Consider the following 23,931-nt stretch of genomic DNA (forward strand, 5'->3'; position numbering starts at 1 on the left):
CGCGATGCGTGCGACGATAGCCACATGTTCCGTTTCATTCTGAACCTTATTTGGCTGGTGCTCTCTGGATGGGTGCTGTTCGTCGGCTACATGGTGGCTGGCGCGCTGTTGTGCATCACGATCATTGGTATTCCGTGGGGTATCGCGTCGTTCCGCATCGCGCGGTTCGCGATTTGGCCATTCGGGCGCACCGTGATTCCCAAGCAAGACGCGGGCATTGCTTCGCTTCTCGGCAACGTGATTTGGCTGATTCTGGCCGGATGGTGGTTGGCGCTCGCACACGTGCTCTCGGGCATTGCGCTGTGCGTCACGATCATCGGAATTCCGATGGGCATCGCAGACTTCAAGATGATTCCGGTGTCGCTGATGCCGCTGGGCGCACGAATCGTGTCGACCCGCAAGAGCCCGTTCGGCGCGGAGGCGCAGCGGTAGCTAGCCAGTTAGCTAGTTAGCGGCGGCGTTTGCGGGGTCGGGCTAAGCGTCGGCGGGCTCGGCGTCGGCCTCGAGAATGGTGAAACGGGTGACGCGGTCGCCCTCGACCTCGAACACACCGGACGATTCACCGTTGAACACTTCGCTCGCCCACGCGAACCGCATGGCTGTCGTCGCTCCGTGTGTCACCGCGGTCATTACCGTCATCGTGGCGTTGGCGCCGATCGCGTCGGTTCGTGCCCACTGACGCAATCCGCTCGCACCGGTGAGCAATCGTCCCCAGTCATCAATGGTTCCGGAGTCGGTGAATGCGGCGACAAACGCATCACTGTCGCCATCGTTGATCGCATCGATTACCCGCTGCACGGCAGCCGGCAACTTCATTTCACTCACGTTTTCTCCTCGCCGACCATCGTGCCCTCTGGGCGTTGATCCTCCCACACAACCCCGCCGCGCGGGAGGGGGAATGTGGTCTGGCCCGGTGTGGGTAGGAAACCTGTGCGCCGTCCCTGCGACCCGGACTTCCGACGCGACAGCAGGAGATTCACGTGAGGGAAGGAGATTATTGCGGTTTTCTCCTTGTGCCAGGTGAATCTCCTGCTCTCCCGTGGGGTGTGGAACCACGGAGCAGGTTGAGGAGATCGCGGGGGCTCGCCCGCGATGTGGAGGCTTTTGCGCCGAACCCGCGCCGTGGCGGCCTGGTGCGCTGCACCTTCGACGCGACAGCAGGAGACTCACGTGAAAGAAGGAGATTATTGCGGTTTTCTCTTTGTGCCAGGTGAATCTCCTGCTCTCCCGTGGGGTGTGGAACCGCGGGCAAGTCGAGGGGGAGTGTGGAGGTGCACCCGCGGTGACCGTGGAAGTCCGAGCTCGCCCGGGATGACCGTGCAAGTCGGAGTTCGCTCTGGCTGAAGGAGGAGGTAGCTCACTCTGGCGGAAGAAAAAGTTAACGCGCCAGCCCTGGGGGCGGCGCGTTAACTTTTGGCGGAGAATGGGGGATTCGAACCCCCGAGGGCTTTAACACCCAACACGCTTTCCAAGCGTGCGCCATAGGCCACTAGGCGAATTCTCCTCGGCGTAAGCCTCGACTAGCCTACCCTGTCGCGGAGGGTGCGACGAACCACATCGACCGATTGTTGTGAATCGATCGATCGATCGCGCGCGGTTGCATCGCCTCGGGTGGCGAGGTTCATGAGCGGAACCGACACCAGCGAGAGCGGAGCGAAGAACGCGCCGATACGTCGCGGCGTCGTCGCCTTCGCTCGGAGGCCGCGGCGAACCTCCTGCACCGCCGCCCACATATCGCCGCCGCTATCGGCCTGCCACGTGGTTCCGGAACCATACGATGCGCGCTCGATGGACGTCACGAGCGTCGTCACGGCGTCAGCCGGCGCGCCGCGGTCGATGAGGCGCACCCCCATTTCGCGGGCCGACATGGTGGGCGATGGCGCGGTTCCGTAGTCGGCGGCCGTTGCCACCACCTCCCGCCATGCGGCGGCGGCGGAACCATCGCGAATGGTCGCCGCGCGGGAGGAACCGAGTACGGCGCGCGCGCCGGCAGGAATCAGCGCCACAACCAACACGGCAAGCGCCACCAGCAGCACGGGCATCCACGGGAACGCCGGCGTCTGCGTTGCCGGGGCAGCCGCCGTCGTAGGTGCGACCGTCGGGCGCGCTGTCGCCTCGGGAACCACCGGAGCCTCGGTTGGCGCGGCCGTGGCGCCCACCTCCGTTCCGCCAGCCTCGGCGGGCTGGTCTGCGGCAAATGCCGTCGGGGTGCCGAGCGACTGTGTTGGCTCAAAGGCCACCCACCCGATGCCCTCGAAATACACCTCGGGCCACGCGTGCAGTTGGCTGGAAGTCACCTTGTAGACGCGCTGATTGTCGGCGTCAACGTCGTTCGTCGAGGAGCCGGGCAGGAATCCGACGACGATGCGTGCGGGCATGTCGAGGGAGCGCGCCATCAGCGTGAACGCGGCGGCAAAATGCGCGCAGTATCCGGCGCGCACCTCGAGAAAGCGGTCGATCGCCGCCATGCTGTCGCCGTCGAAACCATCCTCAACCGGCGCGTCGAGCGAGTATTCAAACTCTGATGAGCGGAACCAGGTTTGCAGCGCCACGAGGCGGTCATAGTCGTTCGTTGCCTCGGCTGTGACGGCCGCCGCCAGCTCACTGACTCTCGCGGGCGTTCCCGCCGGCAACTCGGCGAGGTCTGGATAGCGGGCACTGCCGGTTGCCGCGGCGCGAATTTGCTCGGCCGACGGGCGCACTTCGCGGCTGAGCACCGTGTAGCTCTGGCTGCCAGCACTCGTACTTTCGGCAGCTGACCTGGCCGTGCGCGTGTCAGAGCCCGTCTGCCATTCGCCCGTCAAACCAGAAATTTCTACCGCAGCGTAGGGCAACGGCAGCCACGCCATCGCCAGGTTTTTCACGTCGATCATCGAGGTGTATTCCGTTACGCGCATATCGGGCCCCACCTCGACCGTGGGCGATGCCGCCAGCGTTGCGAGTGAGCCGACCGCGCTGTCGGGGCTGGCGACCCACGTTTCGCCGTCGAAAATGCTGAGGGTGGAGATGCGCAAGTACGGCGGAGTAGTTCTGTCACCGGAGACGGTGAGCACGTCGGTTTCTCGCGGCTGGCGCAGGTCATTGCCGAGATTGAGAGAGGGGGAGATGCTCAGCGCGGGGCCAAACCCCGGAATGATCTGAGAACGCGGCCCCTCGACGAGCGGTGCAATCGCGCCGCCAACGACCAGCGCCGACACCACGATGATCGCTGCCGACGCCGCCGGGCCGCCGCGTTCGGCAGTGGCGCTCAGCCGGCGCTCCCCGAGCGCGGTGACGCGCCGCACCACCAAAAACATCAGCACCAGCATGAGGATCAGCGCATTGAGATTGACCGCGCCCGGAACGATGAGCGGCGCAATGAGTCCCACCACCAACACAATCGCCCCACCCAAGACAGGCAGGCGTGCGCTCACGATGAGCGTGTCGAGCACGACGGCCAGCGCACCGGTAGCGGCGACGAGCAAGAAGGTCAGCGCGTCGGTGGCAACCATCGGCGCGATGCCGAACACAATGTCGTTCACGGCCCGCGACAACAACCGTTCCATGCCCTCGATCGCGCTCGCGGTCGGAACCACGCCTAGCGCCGCCGTCGACGGCACGAAGAACAGGGTGAGTGCGCCGATGACAAGTAGCGCCTGAATCAGCGGAACCACGGCAAGCGGAACCCGCAAGCGGCGCAGCAGGTAGCCGGCGGAAAAGACCAGAGCGATCATGACGATCGTCATCATCATCCACATGCCGACCACGATGGGGCCGAGCAGGGAGAATATTCCGGCTCCCAGCAGCGTCGCGGTGAGCGCGCTGAGGAGCAGGTCGGGGCGCGATCGCGGCGCGCGGCGCTTTGGGGCTGCCGCCTCTGACTCGAAACCGCCGCTCATGGTTCCGCCCGTCGCGCCAGACGGGAGAGACTCGACGTACGCTTGCGGCTCGGCCTCACGAATCGACACGCGACGCTCCCTGCTCCAGAGCGGTCAGCCAGGCTGAAATGACGGCGTCGTCGCGGCGACGAATATCGGCGGCGTCAACGGCGCTGGTGCGCCATCCGGCATGGTGGCACTCGTCAAGCACGGTGGCTTCGGTGTCTGCCGCGAACAGCACGGCGAAGGTCGATGAGTGCGCGAGCGGGGCGATGGCCGCGGTCTGCTGCGGCGTGACGCCGCGCGTCAGCAACACGAGCGGCCCAGCTCCGCCCTCGGGTGCCAGGGCGCGCAGTTGCTCCCAACGATCGCCGCCGTGCGTCGTGACGGTGGCGAATGCGGACAGCATGCCGGGAATGTCAGCGTCGTCGGTGAGCGGATCGCACAGCTCCACGCCGTCCTGGTCGCAGACGACGACCAGATACCCCTCAAACATCAGCCGAGCGGCCACCGAAACGCACATCGACAGCATGGTTTCAAACGCCGCGTCTTTCGCCTCCGACTGTCCGGCAGCCGCGTGCCAACGCGTCACGGCGCGGTCCAAGACGATGATCGCGCGCGGCGTCGACTCCTTCTCCTCCTGGCGCACCATGAGCTGGTCGCGGTGTGCGGTGGCGCGCCAATGAATGCGGCGCATGGAGTCGCCCGGCGCGTAGGGCCGCGCGATGAGATTGTCGGCGCCCTCGCCGAGGTGCGATGTGCTTGAGTGCAGCGATCCGCCAGATTCGCCCGCGGAGATGGGGAGTGCGGCGATCGGAACCAGGGCAGGTGCGATAGTGACGGGAGTGGCCTCGCCCAGTGAGGTGTGGCGACGCACGAGACCGAAAGGGTCGGTCGTCGTGATGCGAAACGGGCCGATCTTGTGCACACCGCGCCGTACGCCGGTGACGGGGTACCGCACCGTCAGAGTCTGCGCACCCCGTCGCAGCGACGAGCCGATCGTCGGCACCGTGCCGGTGGCATCGCCGCGGAGCGCGTCGGGCAGCGCATCGGTGCAGGAGCCGACGGGGGTGGGCATGAGCGATTGCGCGCGAAACCGCGCCTCAATGGTCGATTCGTGGCCGACGCTCAGGATCTCGGTTGAGACACTACGCGTGAGTTCACCGGCTTTGCGGCCGATGAACTGCCACAGCGCGGCAGCGACGAGTATCGCGAGAAAGATGCATCCGATGTACGCGAGGTCAGGCAGCGCGATGAGCGTTGCGCCCCACAGCGCTGCCGCGCCGATGATGAGCAGACACCAACCGCGAATCGTCAGTACGAGACGGGTTTGCACACTAGCCTCGGGTTGCGATCGGAACCGGAGTGCTCCGGGCGATCGACGCCAGAATGTCGGCGACTGCATCCGTCGTTGACCGAGACCGCGATCCTGACACGGCGCGCGTCGGAATGAGTCGGTGCGCCAGCACTGGTTCCAACAGGTCGGTGATGTCATCGGGAATGACAAATTCGCGGTCACTCAACGCTGCCCACACTTTTGCCGCCCGCACGAGCTGAAGTGTGGCGCGGGGGCTGGCGCCGAGGCGAACTTCTGGGTGGGAGCGCGTCGCGTGAATCAGTTGCACCGCGTACGACTCGATCACAGGGGAGACATGAATATTGCGCGCGAACCAGATGAGACGGCGAACGGTCGTGGCGTCAACGACGGGAGCAATACCCTCCAGCGGGTTGCGAACATCGCGCTGACGAAGCATCGCCATCTCGGCCGCGGCATCGGGATATCCCATGGAGAGCCGCATCATGAAACGGTCGCGCTGCGCCTCGGGCAGCGCGTAGGTTCCCTCCATCTCCAACGGGTTTTGCGTCGCGACCACCAGGAACGGAGCGGGAAGCAGGTGTGTCTCGCCATCGACAGTGACCTGGTGCTCTTCCATCGCCTCAAGCAATGCGGACTGCGTTTTGGGGGAGGCTCGGTTGATCTCGTCGGCAATGACGATGTTGGCAAACACCGCGCCGGGCTTGAACTCAAACTCCCGAGACACCGGGTTAAACACCGACACGCCCGTGACGTCACCGGGGAGCAAATCGGGGGTGAACTGAATACGGCGCACGACGGCATCCATTGACGACGCCAGTGCGCGCGCAAGCATAGTCTTTCCGACACCCGGAACGTCTTCGATAAGCAAATGCCCCTCGGCAAGAAGACACACCAGAGCGGCGTTCAGAGCACCGGGCTTGCCGTCGATCACGGTTCCGACAGAGTCGGTGATGGCCGTGGTGAGAGCACGAAACTCGGTGGGCGACATCAGCTCGGGAGTATCGGAGTCTTGCATTGGGCCACCCATCCGGATCAACAACATCGTTGGCTTGATGGTAGTCCCAACGCCATCGGGGCGGCCCGCGAACGAGAGCACTCCCATGAGCCTGTAAGATAGAAACAGCTCTCCGCGCGGCGGCATCCAGGCCAACTCCCCCAGGACGGAAACGTAGCAAGGGTAACCAGGCTCTGCCGGGTGCGCGGAGGGTCTTTATTTTTCCCGCGCGCTTCGCCGCGCGCGTGGTTCCCCCCGCGCGTGGTGGGCGCCCCGGCGCCCTTCTTCATTTCCGCCCGCGCCCGCGCCCGCCCCTGGCCCGCGCCCTCCCCGCACGGCCCGACGCCTCGCGCCCCCGCCCATTCCGGCGAAACGCACTCTGGTCGGCGAAACACCGCCGCGCCGCATGTTTCTCGCCGACCAAAATGTGTTTCGCAGGGGAAACGCGCGCGCGGGGACAGCTGCGTCCGCGGAGTGCGGGACGGCCGGGTGCTCGGAGAGCCTCATTTGCCCGGGCGCCCTTCTTCATTTCCGCGCCCCGCGCCCCTCGCACCCGCGCTTCGCACCCGCGTTTCGCGCCCCGCCGCGAAACGCACTCTGGTCGGCGAAACACCGCCGCGCCGCATGTTTCTCGCCGACCAAAATGTGTTTCGCAGGGGAAACGCGCGCGCGGGGACAGCTGCGTCCGCGGAGTGCGGGGACAGGTGCGGCCCGCGGCGTGCAGGTGCGGCCCGCGGCGTGCAGGTACGGCCCGCGGCGTGCGACGCGGACCTGCGGAGAGCCTTATTTTCCCGGGCGCCCCATATCGTGGGGCGCGTAGGGTTAGAGCGTGGCTAAGAGCATCTATATTTCGTCTGCCGAAGGGCACTCCGGAAAGTCAACGATTGCGCTCGGTGTGCTTCGCACCCTGGCTCGATCTGCGCCGCGCGTAGGCGTGTTCCGCGCCATCGCCCGCTCCACTGTTGAGCGTGACTACGTGCTCGAAATGTTGCTCGCGCACGATGGAGCCGACCTCAGCTACGACGACTGCATTGGCGCGACCTACGACGATGTGCGGGCCAACCCCGAGGCCGCGCTCGCGACGATCGTTGCCCGCTTCAAGGCGGTAGAAGCACAGTGCGACGCCGTCGTCATTCTCGGTAGCGACTACACCGACGTGGCAAGCCCGGCCGAGCTCAGCTTCAACGCGCGCATTGCCGCCAACCTCGGCGCGCCCGTGCTGCTGGTGCTGGGTGGGCGGGATCAGCAGGCGCAAGCGGAGAGACTCGGAACCACGACAGCGCGCAGCGCATTGCAGGTTGCGCAGGCGGCAGATCTCGCGGTCACCGAGCTGGTATCCAACCGCGCCGATCTGCTCGCCATCGTGGTCAACCGTGCCGACCCCGATGCCCTCGTCGACATTGCCGGTGCCGTCGCTCACGCGGTCGAGGTTGACCTTGGCCGCCAGGTTCCGGTGTGGGCCGTGCCAGAAGACCGCACCCTGGTCGCACCGTCGGTTCGCGATGTGATTCGGGCCGTTGACGGCACGCTCATCCGCGGCGATCGCGAACTGCTCACCCGCGAGGTGCTCAGCGTTGTTGTCGCAGGCATGTCGATGGTCAACGTGTTGCCGCGCCTCACCGCCGACGCGGTCGTGGTGATCGCGGCCGACCGCACCGATGTGCTGCTCGCGACGCTCCTCGCACACAAGTCGGGCACCTTCCCTGCGCTCAGCGCCGTGATCCTCAACGGCCCCTTCGAGCTGCCCGCCGAGGTCACCCGACTGCTCGAAGGCCTATCGTCGCCGCTGCCGATCATCGCCACCGACCTCGGCACGTTCGACACCGCCGTGCGAGTCATGAACGCCCGCGCTCGCATGGAACTTGATGCCCAGCGGCGCTACGACACTGCGCTGGCGCTGTTTGCCACCCACGTCGACGAAGAGGCGCTCGCGGCGGCGGTGGGCTTGGCGAAACCGGCCGTTGTCACACCGCTGATGTTCGAGTACGCGCTCGTCGAGCGTGCCCGCGCTGACCGCAAACGTATCGTGTTGCCTGAGGGCGACGACGATCGCATCCTTCGCGCCGCAGCAACCGTGCTGGCTCGCAACATTGCCGATCTGACGATTCTCGGCGATGCCGAAACCATTCATGCACGTGCCGCCGAGCTCGGCATTTCGCTCGATGGCGCGCACATCATCAGCCCGTTTGACCCCGAGTATGTCGCGCGATTCGCCGCAGAATACGCCGCATTGCGTGCGCACAAGGGCGTCACGCTCGCGCAGGCGGCCGACACCGTCACCGACGTGTCGTACTTCGGAACCATGATGGTGCACCTGGGGTTGGCTGACGGCATGGTGTCGGGAGCTGCCCACACCACCGCGCACACCATTCGCCCGGCGTTCGAGATCATCAAAACCAAGCCGCTGACCTCCGTTGTCTCCAGCGTCTTCCTGATGGCACTGGCCGATCGGGTGCTGGTATACGGCGACTGCGCCGTGATTCCCGACCCGACGGCCGACCAGCTTGCCGATATCGCGGTCTCCTCCGCCGCTACCGCCATCCAGTTCGGCATCAGCCCGCGCATTGCCATGCTTTCGTACTCAACGGGAGACTCTGGTTCCGGTGCCGATGTCGACAAGGTGCGCGAAGCCACGGAGCTGGTGCGCGAGCGCGCCCCGCACCTGCTCGTCGAGGGTCCCATCCAGTACGACGCAGCCGCCGACGCCGCCGTTGCCGCGAAGAAGATGCCGGGCTCGGCGGTCGCCGGCCAAGCCACCGTGTTTGTGTTTCCCGACCTCAACACCGGAAACAACACCTACAAGGCCGTGCAGCGGTCGGCGGGAGCGCTAGCGATCGGGCCGGTGCTTCAGGGGCTCAACAAGCCCATCAATGACCTGTCGCGTGGTGCGCTGGTCGCCGACATCGTCAATACCGTCGCGATTACCGCGATTCAGGCGCAGGGTTAGGGAGAAACGTGAGCACCGTCCTCGTCGTTAACAGCGGATCGAGCTCGTTCAAATACCAGCTTCTCGACATGACCAACGAGCGCGTTCTTGCCGCTGGCCTCGTCGAGCGCATTGGTGAGCCCCTGGGAATCACCACCCACACGCGGTACTTTTGGGCCGAACCCGGTGAGCCCGTGCCGGCCATCGAGAAGCAGACGACCCAGCGCGAGCAGCCGATTGCCGATCACACCGTTGGCTTTCAGGCCATGCTCGATGCGTTCGCTCTCGATGGTCCCTCGCTCACCGAAAACGCCCCCATCGCCGTCGGTCATCGCGTTGTTCACGGCGGCGCTCGCTTCTTCGAGCCGACGATCATCACACCTCTGGTCGAGATCAACATTGAAGATCTCTCGATGCTCGCGCCTCTTCACAACCCGGGCGCGCTGGAAGGCATCATCGCCGCCCGCAAAGCCTTTGGTTCCGTGCCACACGTCGCCGTCTTCGATACCGCGTTTCACCAAACCCTCGCGCCGGCCGCATACACCTATGCCATTGACGCGCAACTCGCGCGGCAGCACCGCATTCGCAAGTACGGATTTCACGGAACCAGTCACAAGTACGTTTCGCAGGCTGCCGCCGACTATCTGGGGCGCGAGAACGAGACGCTCAAGCAGATCGTGCTGCACTTGGGAAATGGCGCGTCAATGTGTGCCATTAACGGTGGCATCTCCATCGATACCTCCATGGGTTTCACTCCGCTGGAGGGCCTGGTGATGGGAACGCGTTCGGGCGACATCGACCCCGCGCTGCTGTTTCAGCTGCACCGTCGCGCCGAAATGTCAGTCGATCAGCTTGATCACCTGCTCAACAAGAGCAGCGGCCTGCTGGGGATGACGGGCAAGGCGGACATGCGCGACGTGTTGACCGGGCGTGCGGCGGGGGATCAGGCGGCGACGCTCGCGTTTGATGTGTACGTTCATCGCCTGCGCGCCTACATTGGCGCCTACTTGGCTCAACTCGGCGGCGTCGACGTGATTTCGTTCACGGCTGGCGTCGGTGAAAACGCCGCGCCGGTGCGCGCGGAGGCGCTCGCCAATATGGAGTGGGCGGGCATCGTGATGGACGAGGCACGCAATGAGGAGCGCGGATCTGGCATCCGCGTCATCTCCACCGAGGACTCACCCGTCACCGTGCTCGTGGTTCCGACCAATGAAGAACTGGAGATCGCGCGGCAGACGCTACAAGCCATCTCCTGAGTGCTGACCTGGAACGTTCCACAGAGTTACGCTGGATCGTCCCACAAACGAATCGGAGGTGTTGTGTCTCAGTTGCCAGATCTCACATCATTCGATGCCTTTCTGTTTGACCTCGATGGGGTGCTCACCCCCACCGCCGAGGTGCACATGAGGGCATGGAAGGCGATGTTCGACGAACTCTTTGAAGCGTGGGATATTCAGCCGCCGTATACCGACAGCGACTATTTCCAGTACGTCGACGGCAAGAAGCGCTACGACGGCGTTGCCTCGCTGCTGCGCTCGCGCGATGTCGAAATTCCGTGGGGCCACCCCAGTGATCCGATCACCGCAGACACCATTTGTGGCATCGGAAACCGCAAGAACGAGGTCTTCACGCGCGTGCTGAACGAGCAGGGGATCGCGCCGTACCCCGGCTCCCTCGCACTGCTTGATCAGCTTCAGGGCTACCCGCTCGGTGTCGTCTCCAGCTCCAAGAACGCGCGCGACGTGCTGGCCGCGGCCGGCATCGCCAACCGCTTCGTCACGATTGTTGACGGCATTGTTGCCGAAGACGACGACCTGGCCTCAAAACCCGCCGCCGATATGTTCGCGCGCGGAGCGCACGATCTCGGCATCTCACCCTCGCGCATCGCGGCGTTTGAAGACGCGCACAGCGGGGTTGCCTCGGCCGCCGCCGCCGACATCGCCCTCGTGGTCGGTGTTGATCGCGGCGCTGGCGCGGAGGCCCTCCTGAGCCACGGCGCAACGCTCGTGGTGTCTGATCTCGCAGAATTTGTTCCGGCATTGTCGACAAGGAATCACAACGCATGATGATGGATCGCGACCGCTTTCCGGTTGACCCGTGGCGCCTCGTAGAGACCGAATTTTCCAGCACCGATGAGGGCGTAACCGAGACCCTCTTTGCCATCGGAAATGGGTACCTCGGAATGCGCGGCAATCACCCCGAGGGGCGAAACGCGCACGAGCACGGAACCTTTATCAACGGCTTGCACGAGACGTTTGCGATTCGGCACGCCGAGCAGGCGTACGGCTTCGCCGAGGTCGGACAGACCATCGTTAACGCGCCCGACGGCAAGATCATGCGGGTGTACGTCGACGACGAGCCGCTTACCCTCGATGTTGCCGAAATGCGCGAATACGAGCGTTCGCTAGACATGCGTGAGGGGGTGCTTCACCGACACATTCTGTGGCGTACGCCTTCGGGCAAGAATGTGGTGATCGACATGGATCGCCTCGTCTCGTTTGATGAGCGCCACCTCGCCCTTGAGCAGATCAGCGTGACCGTGCTTGACGCGGATGCCTCCATCGTTATCAGCAGCCAGCTCGTGAACCGTCAGGACGGCGGCGACGTATACGGCACGGCCAAGGCGGCCGGCGCTGCGGGCTTTGACCCGCGCAAGGCGGAGCGTGTCGGCGGGCGAGTGCTGCTGCCGCAGGAGCACCACAGCGAGGGCACACAGATGTCGCTGTCGTACCGAGTCGCGCACTCCGGTATGACGCTCGCGGTTGCCGCCGATCACGTTGTCGAGACGGCAAACGACGTTGATGTGGTGGATGGCTTCGCCGACGGCGACACCGCCAAGGTGGTGTTCCACGTCAACGCCACCGCGGGTGTTCCGACGACCGTCACCAAGTTCTTGGCGTACCACACCTCACGATCCGTGCCGACGCGTGAGCTCATCGACCGCGCCCGTCGCACGCTGCATCGCGCGCTGGCTCAGGGCGCCGACGCCATCTTCCGCGCGCAGGCCGTGTGGATGAGCGCGTTTTGGGAGCGCTCTGACGTGCAGATCGTTGGCAAAGACGAGTTGCAGCAAGCCGTGCGATGGAACCTGTTGCAATTGGCGCAGGCTGCGGCACGTGCCGACTCGCAGGGCATTGCAGCGAAGGGCGTAACGGGCAGCGGCTACTCCGGGCACTACTTCTGGGACACCGAGGTATATGTGCTGCCGTTCATGGCCTACACCACGCCGTTGTGGGCACGAAACGCGCTGCGCATGCGCTCGCTCATGCTGCCGTCCGCGCGTAAGCGCGCGCGTCAACTCAACGAAGCGGGAGCCCTGTTTCCGTGGCGCACGATCAACGGCGAAGAGGCCTCCGCCTACTATGCGGCGGGAACCGCGCAGTACCATATCAACGCCGACGTGACGTATGCGCTGGCGAAGTACGTTCGGGCATCGGGTGACACCGACTTCTTGTTCAACGAGGGCATCGACATTGCCGTCGAGACGGCTCGGTTGTGGGCGACGCTCGGCTTCTGGCGCTCCATGAATGGCGAAGACTCCTTCCACATTCACGGAGTCACCGGTCCCGACGAGTACACCACCGTCGTGAACGACAACCTCTTCACCAACGTGATGGCACGGTTCAACCTGCGGTACGCGGCCGAAAGCGTTCGCGCGCTCGCGGCGGCTGACCCTGAGGGCTACATCCGTATGGCGGATCGTCTCAAGCTCGACCCCACCGAGGCCGACGCGTGGGATGTGGCGGCCGATGCGATGTCGATTCCGTATAGCGACGCGCTGGGCATTCACCCGCAAGATTCCGCCTTCTTGGAAAAAGAGGTGTGGGATCTAGAAAACACGCCGAAAGACAAGCGGCCGCTGCTTCTGCACTTTCACCCACTGGTCATCTACCGGTTCCAGGTGCTCAAGCAGGCCGATGTGGTGCTTGGCCTGTTCTTGCAAGGCGACCAGTTCACGCCTGAGCAAAAGCGCGCCGACTTTGACTACTACGACGCGCTGACGACGGGGGATTCCACCCTCTCCGCGGTGGTGCAGTCCATTCTGGCTGCCGAGGTGGGCTATCGGGATCTGGCGATGGAGTACTTCACCGCCGCCCTGTTCGTTGACCTCGCCGATCTGCACCACAACGCCTCCGATGGTGTGCACGTGGCGTCTGCCGGCGGTGTGTGGACGGCGCTCGTCAGTGGTTTCGGCGGTATGCGCGATCACCGCGGCGCCCTCACCTTCGACCCGCGCCTGCCGAGCTCCTGGCCGGAACTGCGCTACCCGCTGCGCTGGGGGTCGAGCGTGCTTGACATTTCGATCACGGCTGATGCGCTGACGGCGACCGTGACAGAAGGCGAAGATGTGGTCTTCCACGTGCGCGGCGAACGATACCTCGCTCCCGCCGGCGGCAGCGTCGTGGTTCCGCTCAAGGGGCAGGGGCCCGATCTGCAGGGCCGGCCCTCAGTGCGTCAGATCGAAGACCAGCGGTTGGAGGATGGCTCGCTGATTTCGGTGTCGGTTCCGACGTCGACGGCGCCGATAACGTTGCTGGACGCGATCAACGATGAGGGGCATCACCACACGCCCGTTGAGCCGTACGCGGAGTGATTTACGACAGCGCGAAGCCAACGTCGGTGGCACCCCGTAGGCTGGTTCGGTGACCACCGCTCTATACCGCCGCTACCGTCCCGAGACGTTCGCGGAGATGATCGGTCAATCCCAAGTGACCGATCCGCTGATGACTGCCCTGCGCGCAGATCGCGTTGGCCACGCCTACCTTTTTTCAGGCCCGCGCGGGTGTGGCAAGACGACGTCTGCTCGCATTCTCGCGCGCTGCTTGAACTGCGCTGAGGGGCCCACCGATACGCCGTGTGGCGTATGCGATAGCTGTGTCGAGCTGGCACGCGGCGGCAGCGGCTCGCTCGATGTGGTGGAGATTGACGCGGCCAGCCACAACGGTGTTGATGACGCTCGTGATTTGCGTGAGCGCGCCGTTTTTGCGCCAGCACGCGACCGCTTCAAGATCTTCATCCTCGATGAGGCGCACATGGTCACCCAGCAGGGATTCAACGCCCTGCTCAAGCTCGTCGAAGAGCCGCCGCCCCACGTCAAGTTCATTTTCGCGACGACCGAGCCCGAGAAGGTACTCGGCACCATTCGCTCCCGCACGCACCACTATCCGTTCCGGCTGGTTCCGCCCGCCGCGATGCTCGCCTACATTGAAGAGCTGTGCGCGCAAGAGGGCGTGACCGTGCAAACCGGTGTGCTGCCGCTTGTGGTGCGCGCCGGTGGCGGGTCGCCCCGTGACACGCTGTCGCTTCTTGACCAGCTCATCGCGGGCTCAGAGAACAATACGGTGGAGTACGAGCGCGCCGTTGCGCTGCTCGGATACACGCACACCGCCCTGCTCGACGATGTGATCAGTGCGTTCTCGACGGGCGACGCCGCGATGGCGTTCGCCGCCGTTGACCGCGTAATCCAGACCGGGCAAGATCCGCGACGGTTTGTTGATGACCTGCTCGAGCGGCTCCGCGACCTCATCATTATTTCTGCCACGGGCGCCGAGGCGAGCGCGGTGCTTCGCGGTATCGCCGAAGACGAACTCGCTCGCATGACGCAGCAGGCAATGGGCTACGGAACCATCCGACTGTCGCAGACGGCCGATGTGGTTTCGAAGGCGCTGGATGACATGTCTGGCGCAACGTCGCCGCGACTGCACCTTGAGCTTCTGGTCGCCCGCGTGCTGTCGGCCGATGCCCGCCACCGCAATGCTGGTGCGGGTACGCAGCAGGCTCCCACGGCTGCTGCTGCTCCCGCGGTGGCGGCTGCTGCTCCCGCGCCGGAACCTCGGAATGTGCCGGTGGAGCTGGCTTTGGCGGAGTCTGTGCCGGAGCCCGACCCTGCACCGGAGGCGGAGGCGGAGGCGGAGGCGGAGTCTGCACCTGAGTCGGAGGCTGCGCCTGCTTTGGTAGAGCCCGAACCCGAGTCTGTGCCGGAACCAGAGCCGCAATCGGCACCTGCCGAGCCCGAGCCCGAGCCCGAGCTTGAGGCGCGGTCAGAAACGGAGCCCGCGGCGGCTGCTTCACCCGCTTCGGCACCCGCTGTTGAGTCGGCACCGGAGACGGTAGAAGCAAGTTCTGCCGACGAGCCGGTCACGCAGGCTGTGATCGAGGCCAACTGGTCTGGCATCGTTCAGCGCCTGCAGGAGACGAGCCGCGCCGCATTCATGGTCGTCTCGAACGCGCGCGTGGTGCAGTTCGATAACGAGGTGCTGACTCTCGCGTTTTCCAACCACCCAGACATCGCGAAGTTCAAAGAGCTGAAGGCTGGCGCGGGCGTCAGCGAAGACCTTCGGCAGGTGATTGTCGATGTGCTCGGTGTGCGCGTGAAGTACATTGCAAAGCACGAGAGCGCGTTCGCACCGCAGCATCCTCCGCGTGAGTCGCCGTCGGAGCCTTCTCCATCGGGTGACGGCTGGCACGACGACGAACCACCGTACGACCCCGAGTCGCTGCCGCCCGATGACGGCTGGCAGCGCCCACCATCACCACGGCCATCGACTCCGCAGCCGGTCACGGCGCCGCCGCGGGCGCCGCAACCGACTCGTGTGGCACCCGTCACGGAGTGGGCCGTTGTTGCGATTCCCGGTGGCGCCTCCGCGCCTCTGCCTGTCGACGACGAGCCGGAGGAAGCCCTCGCCAAGCCGGTCGCCCCGCCCCATGACGGCGACCAGACGCCGATCGACGCGGATGGCCCCGACGGCGACGACGAAGACCTCGCCATTCAGCAGCGCGGCCCGGCGCCCACCGTGCGGTCACGCCCGCTCATGACCGGAGGTGCCCAGCGCTACGGCGAGGCCGTGGTGCGACAAGTGCTCGGTGCCACCTTTGTGCGCGAAGACACGTACAACCCACCAACGAGGTTTAACTGATGTACGACGGCATTGTTCAAGAACTCATCGATGAATTCGGGCGTCTACCCGGCGTCGGCCCGAAGTCTGCACAGCGCATCACGTTTCACATTCTGCAGACGCCGTCTTTTGACGTCTCCCGTCTGGCAGAACTCCTCGCCGAGGTGCGAAACCGAGTGCGATTCTGTGAAATCTGCGGCAACGTCTCGGAACAAGAGCGGTGCGCGATTTGCCGCGATGCCCGACGCAACCAAACCATCATTTGTGTCGTCGAAGACGCCAAAGATGTTGCGGCAATTGAACGCACACGGGAATTCCGTGGCCTCTATCACGTGCTCGGTGGTTCCATTAGCCCCATCGCAAACCGTGGCCCTGACGACCTTCGCATCACCGAGCTGATGGGGCGTCTTGCCGACGGCACGGTGCAAGAAGTCATTCTGGCAACCAACCCCAACCTCGAAGGAGAGGCGACGGCGACCTACCTGAGCCGACTCCTCACTTCGATGAGCATTCAGGTCACACGCCTCGCCTCGGGTCTGCCCGTCGGCGGCGACCTCGAATACGCCGACGAGGTGACCCTCGGCCGCGCATTCGAGGGCCGCCGGTCTGCGATCTAACGTGTCGCGCTCATTCACCAAGCGTGGATGGCTGCTGTTCTTCGCAATGGCGGCGATCTGGGGCATTCCCTATTTGCTCATCAAGATCTCGGTCGAGTCGTACTCGCCCGCCGCGATTGTGGCCGGGCGCACCCTCATCGGGGCCGCGATCCTGTTGCCCTTTGCGATCCGCAGCGGTGCACTTCGCGGCGCCCTCAATCACTGGCGCTGGGTGCTGGCGTTTGGTCTCGTTGAGATGGCTGGGCCCTTCTTCCTTCTCGGCCACGCCGAGCAGAGCCTGCCCTCCGGTCTTACCGGATTGCTCGTGGCCACCGTTCCGCTCTGGGCCACCATCATCGCCCTGTTCGGCGGGGAGCGGGGAGCATTGCGGCCCACCCGCGTCGCCGGGCTTGTGCTCGGGTTCATCGGTGTCGCGGTGATTGTCTTGGTGCCGGGGCTCGGTGTCGGCGGCAACGGATGGTTGCTGGCGGCCGGCGAGGTCTTGCTCGTCGCCGTGATGTACGCCATCGCGCCGTTCATCGTCGCACGCAAGCTCAACGATGTTCCGGCCCTCGGCTCGATCACCCTCTCTCTACTGATGATCGGCGTCGGCTACCTGCCCTTCGCGTTGCTCACCCAACACGAGGTTCCGACTCTCGATGCCACCGTCGCGCTCATCCTTCTAGGCGTCGTGTGCACCGCCGTCGCGTTCATTCTGTTCTTCGCTCTCATTCGCGAAGTTGGCCCGGTGAACGCGCCGCTGTTCACCTACATCAACCCCATCGTTGCCCTGGTGGCGGGCGTGCTCATTCTCAACGAGCACCTCGGCGTTGAGCTGCTGATCGGTGCACCGATTGTGCTGCTCGGGTGCTGGCTTGCGGCCATGGGAGGCAAGAAAAAGGACGCAATCCTGCCTGAGCCTGACCCAACGCGCGCATAGCGGGCGGCGGTGCCCCCGACCGTCACATGGCAGTTCGAGCATGTGAGCGGTCGTAAACTGGTGAGAACTGAGCACAGTGCTCACCAAACTCAGGAGTGACATAGTGGCGTTGATCGTGCAGAAGTACGGTGGCTCATCCGTTGCGGATGCCGCGAGCATCAAGCGCGTCGCCAAGCGCATCGTTGACACCCGCCGTGCCGGTCACGATGTTGTAGTCGCCGTCAGCGCGATGGGCGACACCACCGACGAACTGCTTGACCTTGCGCACCAGGTTGCACCGATTCCGGCGCCGCGCGAGCTCGACATGCTGCTCTCCAGCGGCGAGCGCATTTCGATGGCACTGCTTGCCATGACGATTCACTCGATGGGTTTTGAAGCGCGCTCCTTCACCGGCAGCCAAGCCGGCATGATCACCGACTCGCACCATGGTTCCGCTCGCATCGTCGATGTCACCCCGGTGCGCGTGCGCGAAGCGCTCGACGAGGGCGCGATCGTTATCGTCGCCGGATTCCAAGGTTTCAACCGCGACACCCGTGACATCACCACTCTCGGCCGCGGCGGCTCTGACACGACGGCTGTCGCCCTCGCGGCGGCGCTGAACGCCGATGTTTGTGAAATCTACAGCGATGTTGACGGCATTTTCACCGCTGACCCGCGCGTGGTTCCGAACGCGCGCAAGCTGTCGACGATCTCCAGCGAGGAGATGTTGGAACTTGCCGCCAACGGCGCCAAGGTGCTGTACATTCGCGCGGTTGAGTTTGCTCGCCGCCACAACGTTCTGATCCACGCTCGCTCGACGTTCTCGTCGAACGAGGGCACATATGTTCTGGGGGAGGGCCAAACCCTGCCCCACAATCTCGAGGGAGCTGCCATGGAAGAGCCCATCGTCGCCGGAGTTGCCACCGATCTCGGCCAAGCCAAGATCACGGTTGCCGGTGTGCCAGACGTGCCTGGCAAGGCCGCCGAGATCTTCAAGATTGTCGCCAAATCGGGCGCAAACGTCGACATGATCGTGCAGAACGTGTCGGCGGCGGCGACCAACCGCACCGATATTTCTTTCACGGTTCCGAAGTCCGACGCGGCTGTTGCATTGCGCGCGCTTGCCGCCGATCAGGCCGAGGTCGGATTCGAAAACCTGGTGCACGACGACCAGATCGGCAAGCTCTCCGTGGTTGGCGCGGGCATGCGGGTGCACTCCGGTGTGTCGGCGACGCTCTTTGAGGCGCTGAGCACCGCGGGCATCAACATCGAGATGATCTCCACCTCAGAGATCCGCATCTCGGTGGTGCTGCGCGCCGACGACATCATGGTGGCGGCCAAGGCGGTTCACACGGCGTACGGTCTCGACTCGGAGACCGAAGCCATCGTTCACGCAGGCACCGGCCGCTAACAGGCGAGACGAACTCCTGCCCTGCGCCTCACGGTGTGGGGCAGGTTTGTAGCACCTGGTGGGCGGAGTAGCGATCGAAGTCGTTAATGGTGAGCTTGTAGTCAACGACGACTGAAACCCACTCCATCACGAACCGGCATTGCAGCTCTGGCGCGGGCGGAAGCCATTTCGACGGCCCAGAATCACTCTTTGCCTGATTCGTTACCTCGCCTGACGCCCGGAGGTTTCGGGGATCGTTGGCGAAGGCTTCTCGCTGCTCGGGGGTCCATTCGTGTGCGCCCTGGCGCCACGCCCAAGCGAGCGCAACGACGTGGTCGATTTGTACGTGCGGTGACGTATCAGGGCCATTCACAAACGCGATCGATGCTCCCGAATAGGGGTCGGTGAGCGTGCCGGAGAGAACCTTGCAGTCGCGCGTTCCCGGCTTAAATGTCGGCGTGACCAGGTCTCGCGCGAGCACATCGTTGCGGGTATCGCAGCCGTTGCGGTCAACGTCTGCCCAGCGCTGCCCGAAGAGGTCACGATCGTAGTCGGGTGCTGAGTAGCCGTCGTTGGACGGCACCATCGCGAGGGCCGCGATGGCCCCTGCGGGGTCGGCAACGGAACCAGAGGCGATGGTTGCCGGAGCAGCGGGCGCGGGCGCGGGTGTGGGTGCGGGTGCGGGTTGGGTGGCCGACGATGCGCTCGGGGTGTGCACACCGGTTGGGGCGGAAGCCCCGGGGGCGAGCAGGGAGGAAATGACGAGCGCGACAACGGCGATCACGAAAATGAGGGCTGCCGTGACCCCCCAGTGCGTTTGACGCCGCCGTCGTCGCCGCGGGGTTGGCCTGCGATACTGCGGTGGGCGGCTCGGCAGGGATCGCGCGGCGCGCACTCGCTCATCACGCGTTATTGACACGGTTGCGACACTATCGGCTGCCGACGACATCCGCGATTCGCGGCGGGTGGGCGCCGAGGCGTCACCGAGTGCTGTCGCGGTCGATCAGCGTGGTGGGAATGACGGTCGTCGACCACGTGGTGCTGGTGCCCTCGATATCAGCCACCAGCGCCTGGACCGCGCGGTGCGCGAGTGCCGTGAAATCCTGACGAATGGTGGTGAGGGGTGGTTGGTAGTTTGCTGCGTCGGGAACATCGTCGAAGCCAACAACTCCCACCTGTTCAGGCACGCGGCGGCCCTGATTCGCGAACGAACGCAACAACCCCAGCGCCATCTGATCGTTGGCGCAGAAGACGGCGGGTGCGCCGCTTAGCAAGGCGCCGGCGCTGTACCCAGACTCGGCGCTCCAATTGCCGCGCACTGGTTCCGGGGCCCCGATACCCGCCTGCAGCAGTGCCTCACGCCAGCCGCGCTCGCGCTCGTTCGCGGCGAAGGAGTCGGCGGGGCCCGCCAAGTGGTGAACGACGTGGTAGCCGCGCTGCAGCAAATGCGTGGTGGCCGTGAAGGCTCCGCGCGCGTGATCGCTGTGCACAGACGTGGAGTTGGCGGCCTTGGGGGCGTCGACGATCACCAACCTGAGGTCGGGTGGGAGGGTGGCGGCGGCAACCTGCGCCGAGGCTTCGTTGAGCACGATCGCGCCATCGACCTCCTGTGCGATGAGCGAATCGAAGGCGGCGGCGATGCCGTGTGCCGCGGTGACCAGGGTGAGGGCGTAGCCCCGCTCGGCGGCAGCTTCGGCCGTGGCCTGAAGCATGCGTGAGTTGCCGATGGTGGTGAGGGTGGTCACGATGAGGCCGATGGTCTGCGAGCGGCCGGTGCGCAGGGTGCGTGCGGCCCGATGCGGGCGGTAGCCGAGCGCCGCCATGGCGTCTTCAATCCGCGCTCGTGTGGCTGGATCAACGCGGGGGCTGCCGTTGACTACGCGCGAGACCGTCTGGCCGGAGACGCCGGCGCGTGCGGCAACCATCGCCATTGAAACGCGCCCGGTGGCACCCGGTGCGGGATGCGTTGGCTGCGCTGGGCTGGGCTCTGGTTCGAGCGGTTGGCTCATCATCGTGCTCCCTCGACATGATCGATGCATGTTGACGTTATCACGGCGGGTGTGGAACCATGTTTACGTGAACACGTATCAGGATGTCACCGCACTTTCCGCGGGTGTCGTGCGGCGCTCCACGGTGCTCGCCGATGGCCGCGACCTCATCTACTACGACGACCCAGATACCTCGCTGGGTGGCGAACGTGCGATCGACGCGCGCGAGCTCGACCCGCGTCCGGCGACCTCATCGATGCGTCAAGACATCCTCACCGGCGACTGGATCACGGTCGCGGCCAACCGGCAGAACCGCGTCATGATGCCGGGTGCCGAAGCCGACCCGCTCGCGCCGCAGTCACCAACCAACCCGTCCGAGGTTCCGTCGCGCTACGACGTCGCGGTGTTTGAGAACAAGTCGCCAGCGTTCGGCCCGGCGCTCAACGAGGCGATCGGGGGAGCGCCGGAGGCGATCAACCCCACGCGCGGGCTTGATGACCTCGCCGCTTTGGGGCTTGGACGTTCGCGCTCCGCGGTGGGGCGATGCGAAGTGGTGTGCTTCAGCCCGGAACCATCGGGATCGTTTGGAACCCAGAGCGTCACACGCGCGCGAACCGTGATCGAGGCCTGGGCCGATCGCACCGCCGCGCTTTCGGCGCTGCCCGGGGTGGAACAGGTCTTTCCGTTCGAAAATCGTGGCGAGGCCATTGGCGTGACGCTGCCGCACCCGCATGGCCAGATTTACGCCTACCCGTACATCACCCCGCGAACGACGCGTGTGTTGGAGAGCATTGACCGCACGGCGCCCGACATGTTTCAACGCATTCTCGAATTCGAACAGCGCTCTGAGCGTGTCGTGCTCGCCGGAGAACACTGGAGTGCATTCGTTCCGTTTGCCGCGCGATGGCCCATCGAGGTGCACCTCATGCCGCACCGCCACGTTGCAGATTTTGCCGAGACCAGTGCGGCCGAGCGCGATGAGCTCGCGCACCTGTACCTGCGCCTGTTGCGTGGCGTTGATGCGCTCTACGAGACTCCGACGCCCTACATTGCCGCATGGCACCAGGCACCCGTTCATGTTGGCCGTGACACCGTGCGCCTTCACCTGCAGTTGACCAGTCCGCGGCGAGCCGCCGACAAGATGAAGTTCTTGGCGGGGTCGGAGGCTGCGATGTGGGCGTGGGCAACCGAAGTCACGCCGGAACAGGGTGCCGCGCGCCTCCGCGACGCGCTGCAAACCGTAGAACTCTGAGCCGCGCATACAACTCTGAGGCGCGCGTCGCCCGACCCGACTCAACACGAAAGAACAACGTGACTGAACCGACATCTTCGGCCGCCGATGCCCCCGTGTCCGGCGCTGCTGAGGCAACGCACGACGCGGCGGCGAAGCTGTTCGTGGCGATGACTGGCCGCTTGCCCGGCGGCTTTTGGTCGGCGCCCGGCCGCGTCAACCTGATCGGCGAGCACACCGACTACAACGAGGGGTTCGTACTGCCGTTTGCCATCGCGCAGCGCACGGTGGCCGCCGTTGACGTTCGCGCCGACCGCATGATTCGGGTGGCGTCGGCATTTTCAGAAGAAGCGGTAGAGGTCGCACTCGACGATTTGGCCACCATCTTCCCGACCCCGGTGGGTGAACATCCGGCCGTTCCAGAATGGGCGGCGTACCCGCTCGGTGTTGCGTGGGCGGTCATGCAACTGGCGCAGCGCGCTCACGAACACGGCGTTCGGGTAGCACCCGATGAGTTTGTTGGCGTGGACATTGCCATCGCCTCCGATGTTCCGGTCGGCGCGGGGCTGTCGTCATCGGCGGCCATCGAGGGCGCCGTTGCGTTGGCGCTGAGCGATGTGTGGAACCTCGAATTGCGTGGCGCGGAGCTGGCGTCGATCGGGCGCATGGCTGAGAACGAGGCGGTCGGTGCCCCCACCGGCATCATGGATCAGATGGCGTCGACGCTGGGGGAGCCCGATGCTGCCGTCTTTCTCGATTGCCGCACTCTTGCCGCAGAACTGGTTCCGCTCGGCCTCACGGACGCCGAGCTCAGCATTGTGGTCATCGACACCCGCGTCAAGCACGCGCACTCGACGGGCGGCTACGGCGAACGTCGCGCGGCGTGCGAGCGTGGCGCCGCCATCATGGGCGTGCCAGCACTCCGAGACCTGACTGTGGCAGACCTCGAGCGCGCTCAAGCGCTGATGGACGATGTGACTTTTCGCCGCGTGCGCCACGTCGTGACAGAGAACCAGCGCGTGCTCGACACCGTGCGGGTGCTGCGAAGCGAGGGGGTTCGCGGCATCGGCGCGCTACTCACCGCCTCGCACGCGTCGATGCGCGATGACTTTGAAATCTCGGTGCCCGAGCTCGACACGGCGGTCGAGTCTGCGCTCGCAGTCGGCGCGCTCGGCGCGCGCATGACGGGCGGCGGCTTTGGCGGCGCCGCCATCGCTCTCGTTGAAGATCACGCGGTCGGCGCGGTCTCGGATGCGGTTCGAGCGGCATTTGCTGCCGCCGGCTTCACGGAGCCCCACATTTTCACGGTCACCGCGTCAGCCGGAGCGCACCGCGATCGGTGACCGCACCGTGGTGCGCGCACCGTGGTCGGCGGGCGCACCGCTATCTGCCCGCACTGTTCTCTGCCCGCACCGTGGTTCCGCTTCTTCCCAAATGTCGGAGCCGATGGTGCCGAGGGGTCCAAGCGGGCAGCTCTACCGGCGTGTCGCGTCAAGTGGTTCGACATTTGGGAACGCCGCGGTGGGCGTTCCGGCGGGCTGCTTCGTCTGCGGCCCGCACCGTTCTCTGCCCGTTCCGTGGTTCCGGTTCTTCCCAAATGTCGGAGCCGATGGTGCTGAGGGGGCCTGATGGGCGGCCCTAGCGGCGTGTTGCGTCAAGTCGTTCGACATTTGGGAACGCCGCGCGGCGCGTTCCGGTGGGCTGCTTCGTCTGCGCCCACACCGTTCTGTGCCCGCACCGCGGTTCCGGTTCTTCCCAAATGTCGGAACCGATGGTGCCGAGGGGGCCCGACGGGCAGCTCTAGCGGCGTGTTGCG

At 65.1% G+C, this 23,931-nt stretch carries 17 protein-coding genes, 1 tRNA gene and 1 other RNA gene; 12 read left to right on the plus strand and 7 right to left on the minus strand.

Going from position 1 to position 23,931, the window contains the following annotated elements; translation table 11 throughout:
* Positions 1–24: 24 nt before the first annotated feature.
* Positions 25–432, plus strand: a complete 408-nt coding sequence (locus FVP60_RS12155) for a YccF domain-containing protein (protein ID WP_147826560.1) — start codon at positions 25–27, stop codon at positions 430–432.
* A gap of 42 nt (positions 433–474) precedes the next feature.
* On the opposite strand, the gene FVP60_RS12160 is transcribed toward FVP60_RS12155, so the two are convergent.
* The 5 genes from FVP60_RS12160 to FVP60_RS12180 all read right to left on the minus strand — a co-directional run bounded on the left by FVP60_RS12160 (position 475) and on the right by FVP60_RS12180 (position 6,190).
* Positions 475–825, minus strand: coding sequence for a nuclear transport factor 2 family protein (locus FVP60_RS12160; RefSeq protein ID WP_147826561.1), 351 nt, complete (start codon positions 823–825; stop codon positions 475–477).
* Between the two features lie 589 nt (positions 826–1,414).
* A tRNA-Ser gene (locus FVP60_RS12165) sits at positions 1,415–1,504 on the minus strand.
* Between the two features lie 16 nt (positions 1,505–1,520).
* The gene (locus FVP60_RS12170) at positions 1,521–3,947 is read right to left on the minus strand and encodes a transglutaminase TgpA family protein (RefSeq protein WP_147826562.1); all 2,427 of its coding nucleotides are present in this window, start codon (positions 3,945–3,947) and stop codon (positions 1,521–1,523) included.
* Positions 3,934–5,193, minus strand: a complete 1,260-nt coding sequence (locus FVP60_RS12175; protein WP_187240672.1) for a DUF58 domain-containing protein — start codon at positions 5,191–5,193, stop codon at positions 3,934–3,936. Before FVP60_RS12175 ends, FVP60_RS12170 begins: the two co-directional genes overlap by 14 nt.
* Position 5,194: 1 nt before the next feature.
* On the minus strand, positions 5,195–6,190 hold the full coding sequence (locus tag FVP60_RS12180) for an AAA family ATPase (protein ID WP_147826564.1): 996 nt from the start codon (positions 6,188–6,190) through the stop codon (positions 5,195–5,197).
* A 103-nt stretch (positions 6,191–6,293) separates the two neighbouring features.
* On the opposite strand from FVP60_RS12180, the gene ffs reads away from it, so the two are divergent.
* The 9 genes from ffs to FVP60_RS12225 all read left to right on the plus strand — a co-directional run bounded on the left by ffs (position 6,294) and on the right by FVP60_RS12225 (position 18,917).
* Positions 6,294–6,390: signal recognition particle sRNA small type (gene ffs, locus FVP60_RS12185), an RNA gene on the plus strand.
* A gap of 608 nt (positions 6,391–6,998) precedes the next feature.
* A complete protein-coding gene (gene pta, locus FVP60_RS12190; RefSeq protein ID WP_147826565.1) occupies positions 6,999–9,116 on the plus strand; it encodes a phosphate acetyltransferase in 2,118 nt (705 codons plus the stop codon).
* Positions 9,117–9,124: 8 nt separating this feature from the next.
* Positions 9,125–10,351, plus strand: coding sequence for an acetate/propionate family kinase (locus FVP60_RS12195; protein WP_147826566.1), 1,227 nt, complete (start codon positions 9,125–9,127; stop codon positions 10,349–10,351).
* 63 nt (positions 10,352–10,414) lie between these two features.
* Entirely contained in the window at positions 10,415–11,161 is a 747-nt protein-coding gene (locus FVP60_RS12200; RefSeq protein ID WP_147826567.1) for an HAD family hydrolase, read from the plus strand.
* The gene (locus FVP60_RS12205) at positions 11,161–13,689 is read left to right on the plus strand and encodes a glycoside hydrolase family 65 protein (RefSeq protein WP_147826600.1); all 2,529 of its coding nucleotides are present in this window, start codon (positions 11,161–11,163) and stop codon (positions 13,687–13,689) included. The genes FVP60_RS12200 and FVP60_RS12205 overlap by 1 nt, the downstream gene beginning before the upstream one ends.
* Positions 13,690–13,738: 49 nt before the next feature.
* Positions 13,739–16,012 (plus strand): DNA polymerase III subunit gamma and tau, encoded by a 2,274-nt coding sequence (locus FVP60_RS12210; RefSeq protein ID WP_147826568.1) that lies wholly within the window; start codon positions 13,739–13,741, stop codon positions 16,010–16,012.
* On the plus strand, positions 16,012–16,608 hold the full coding sequence (gene recR / locus FVP60_RS12215; RefSeq protein WP_147826569.1) for a recombination mediator RecR: 597 nt from the start codon (positions 16,012–16,014) through the stop codon (positions 16,606–16,608). The genes FVP60_RS12210 and recR overlap by 1 nt, the downstream gene beginning before the upstream one ends.
* 1 nt (position 16,609) lies before the next feature.
* Positions 16,610–17,527 (plus strand): DMT family transporter, encoded by a 918-nt coding sequence (locus FVP60_RS12220; RefSeq protein WP_246132602.1) that lies wholly within the window; start codon positions 16,610–16,612, stop codon positions 17,525–17,527.
* A 103-nt stretch (positions 17,528–17,630) separates the two neighbouring features.
* On the plus strand, positions 17,631–18,917 hold the full coding sequence (locus FVP60_RS12225) for an aspartate kinase (RefSeq protein WP_147826570.1): 1,287 nt from the start codon (positions 17,631–17,633) through the stop codon (positions 18,915–18,917).
* Between the two features lie 28 nt (positions 18,918–18,945).
* Here the strand turns inward: FVP60_RS12225 and FVP60_RS13260 are convergent, their stop codons facing one another.
* The gene (locus FVP60_RS13260) at positions 18,946–19,815 is read right to left on the minus strand and encodes an HNH endonuclease family protein (RefSeq protein WP_246132603.1); all 870 of its coding nucleotides are present in this window, start codon (positions 19,813–19,815) and stop codon (positions 18,946–18,948) included.
* Positions 19,816–19,876: 61 nt separating this feature from the next.
* Positions 19,877–20,908: a LacI family DNA-binding transcriptional regulator gene (locus tag FVP60_RS12235; RefSeq protein WP_342779487.1), complete on the minus strand. Its 1,032-nt coding sequence runs from the start codon at positions 20,906–20,908 to the stop codon at positions 19,877–19,879.
* A 64-nt stretch (positions 20,909–20,972) separates the two neighbouring features.
* Between FVP60_RS12235 and galT the strand changes: the two genes are divergently transcribed.
* Positions 20,973–22,136, plus strand: a complete 1,164-nt coding sequence (galT, locus tag FVP60_RS12240) for a galactose-1-phosphate uridylyltransferase (RefSeq protein ID WP_246132604.1) — start codon at positions 20,973–20,975, stop codon at positions 22,134–22,136.
* Positions 22,137–22,231: 95 nt separating this feature from the next.
* Positions 22,232–23,458, plus strand: a complete 1,227-nt coding sequence (gene galK, locus FVP60_RS12245; protein WP_425463457.1) for a galactokinase — start codon at positions 22,232–22,234, stop codon at positions 23,456–23,458.
* The last annotated feature ends 473 nt before the right edge of the window (positions 23,459–23,931 follow it).

Origin of the sequence: Microbacterium mitrae (genome assembly GCF_008017445.1) — a bacterium.
GTDB lineage: Bacteria > Actinomycetota > Actinomycetes > Actinomycetales > Microbacteriaceae > Microbacterium > Microbacterium mitrae.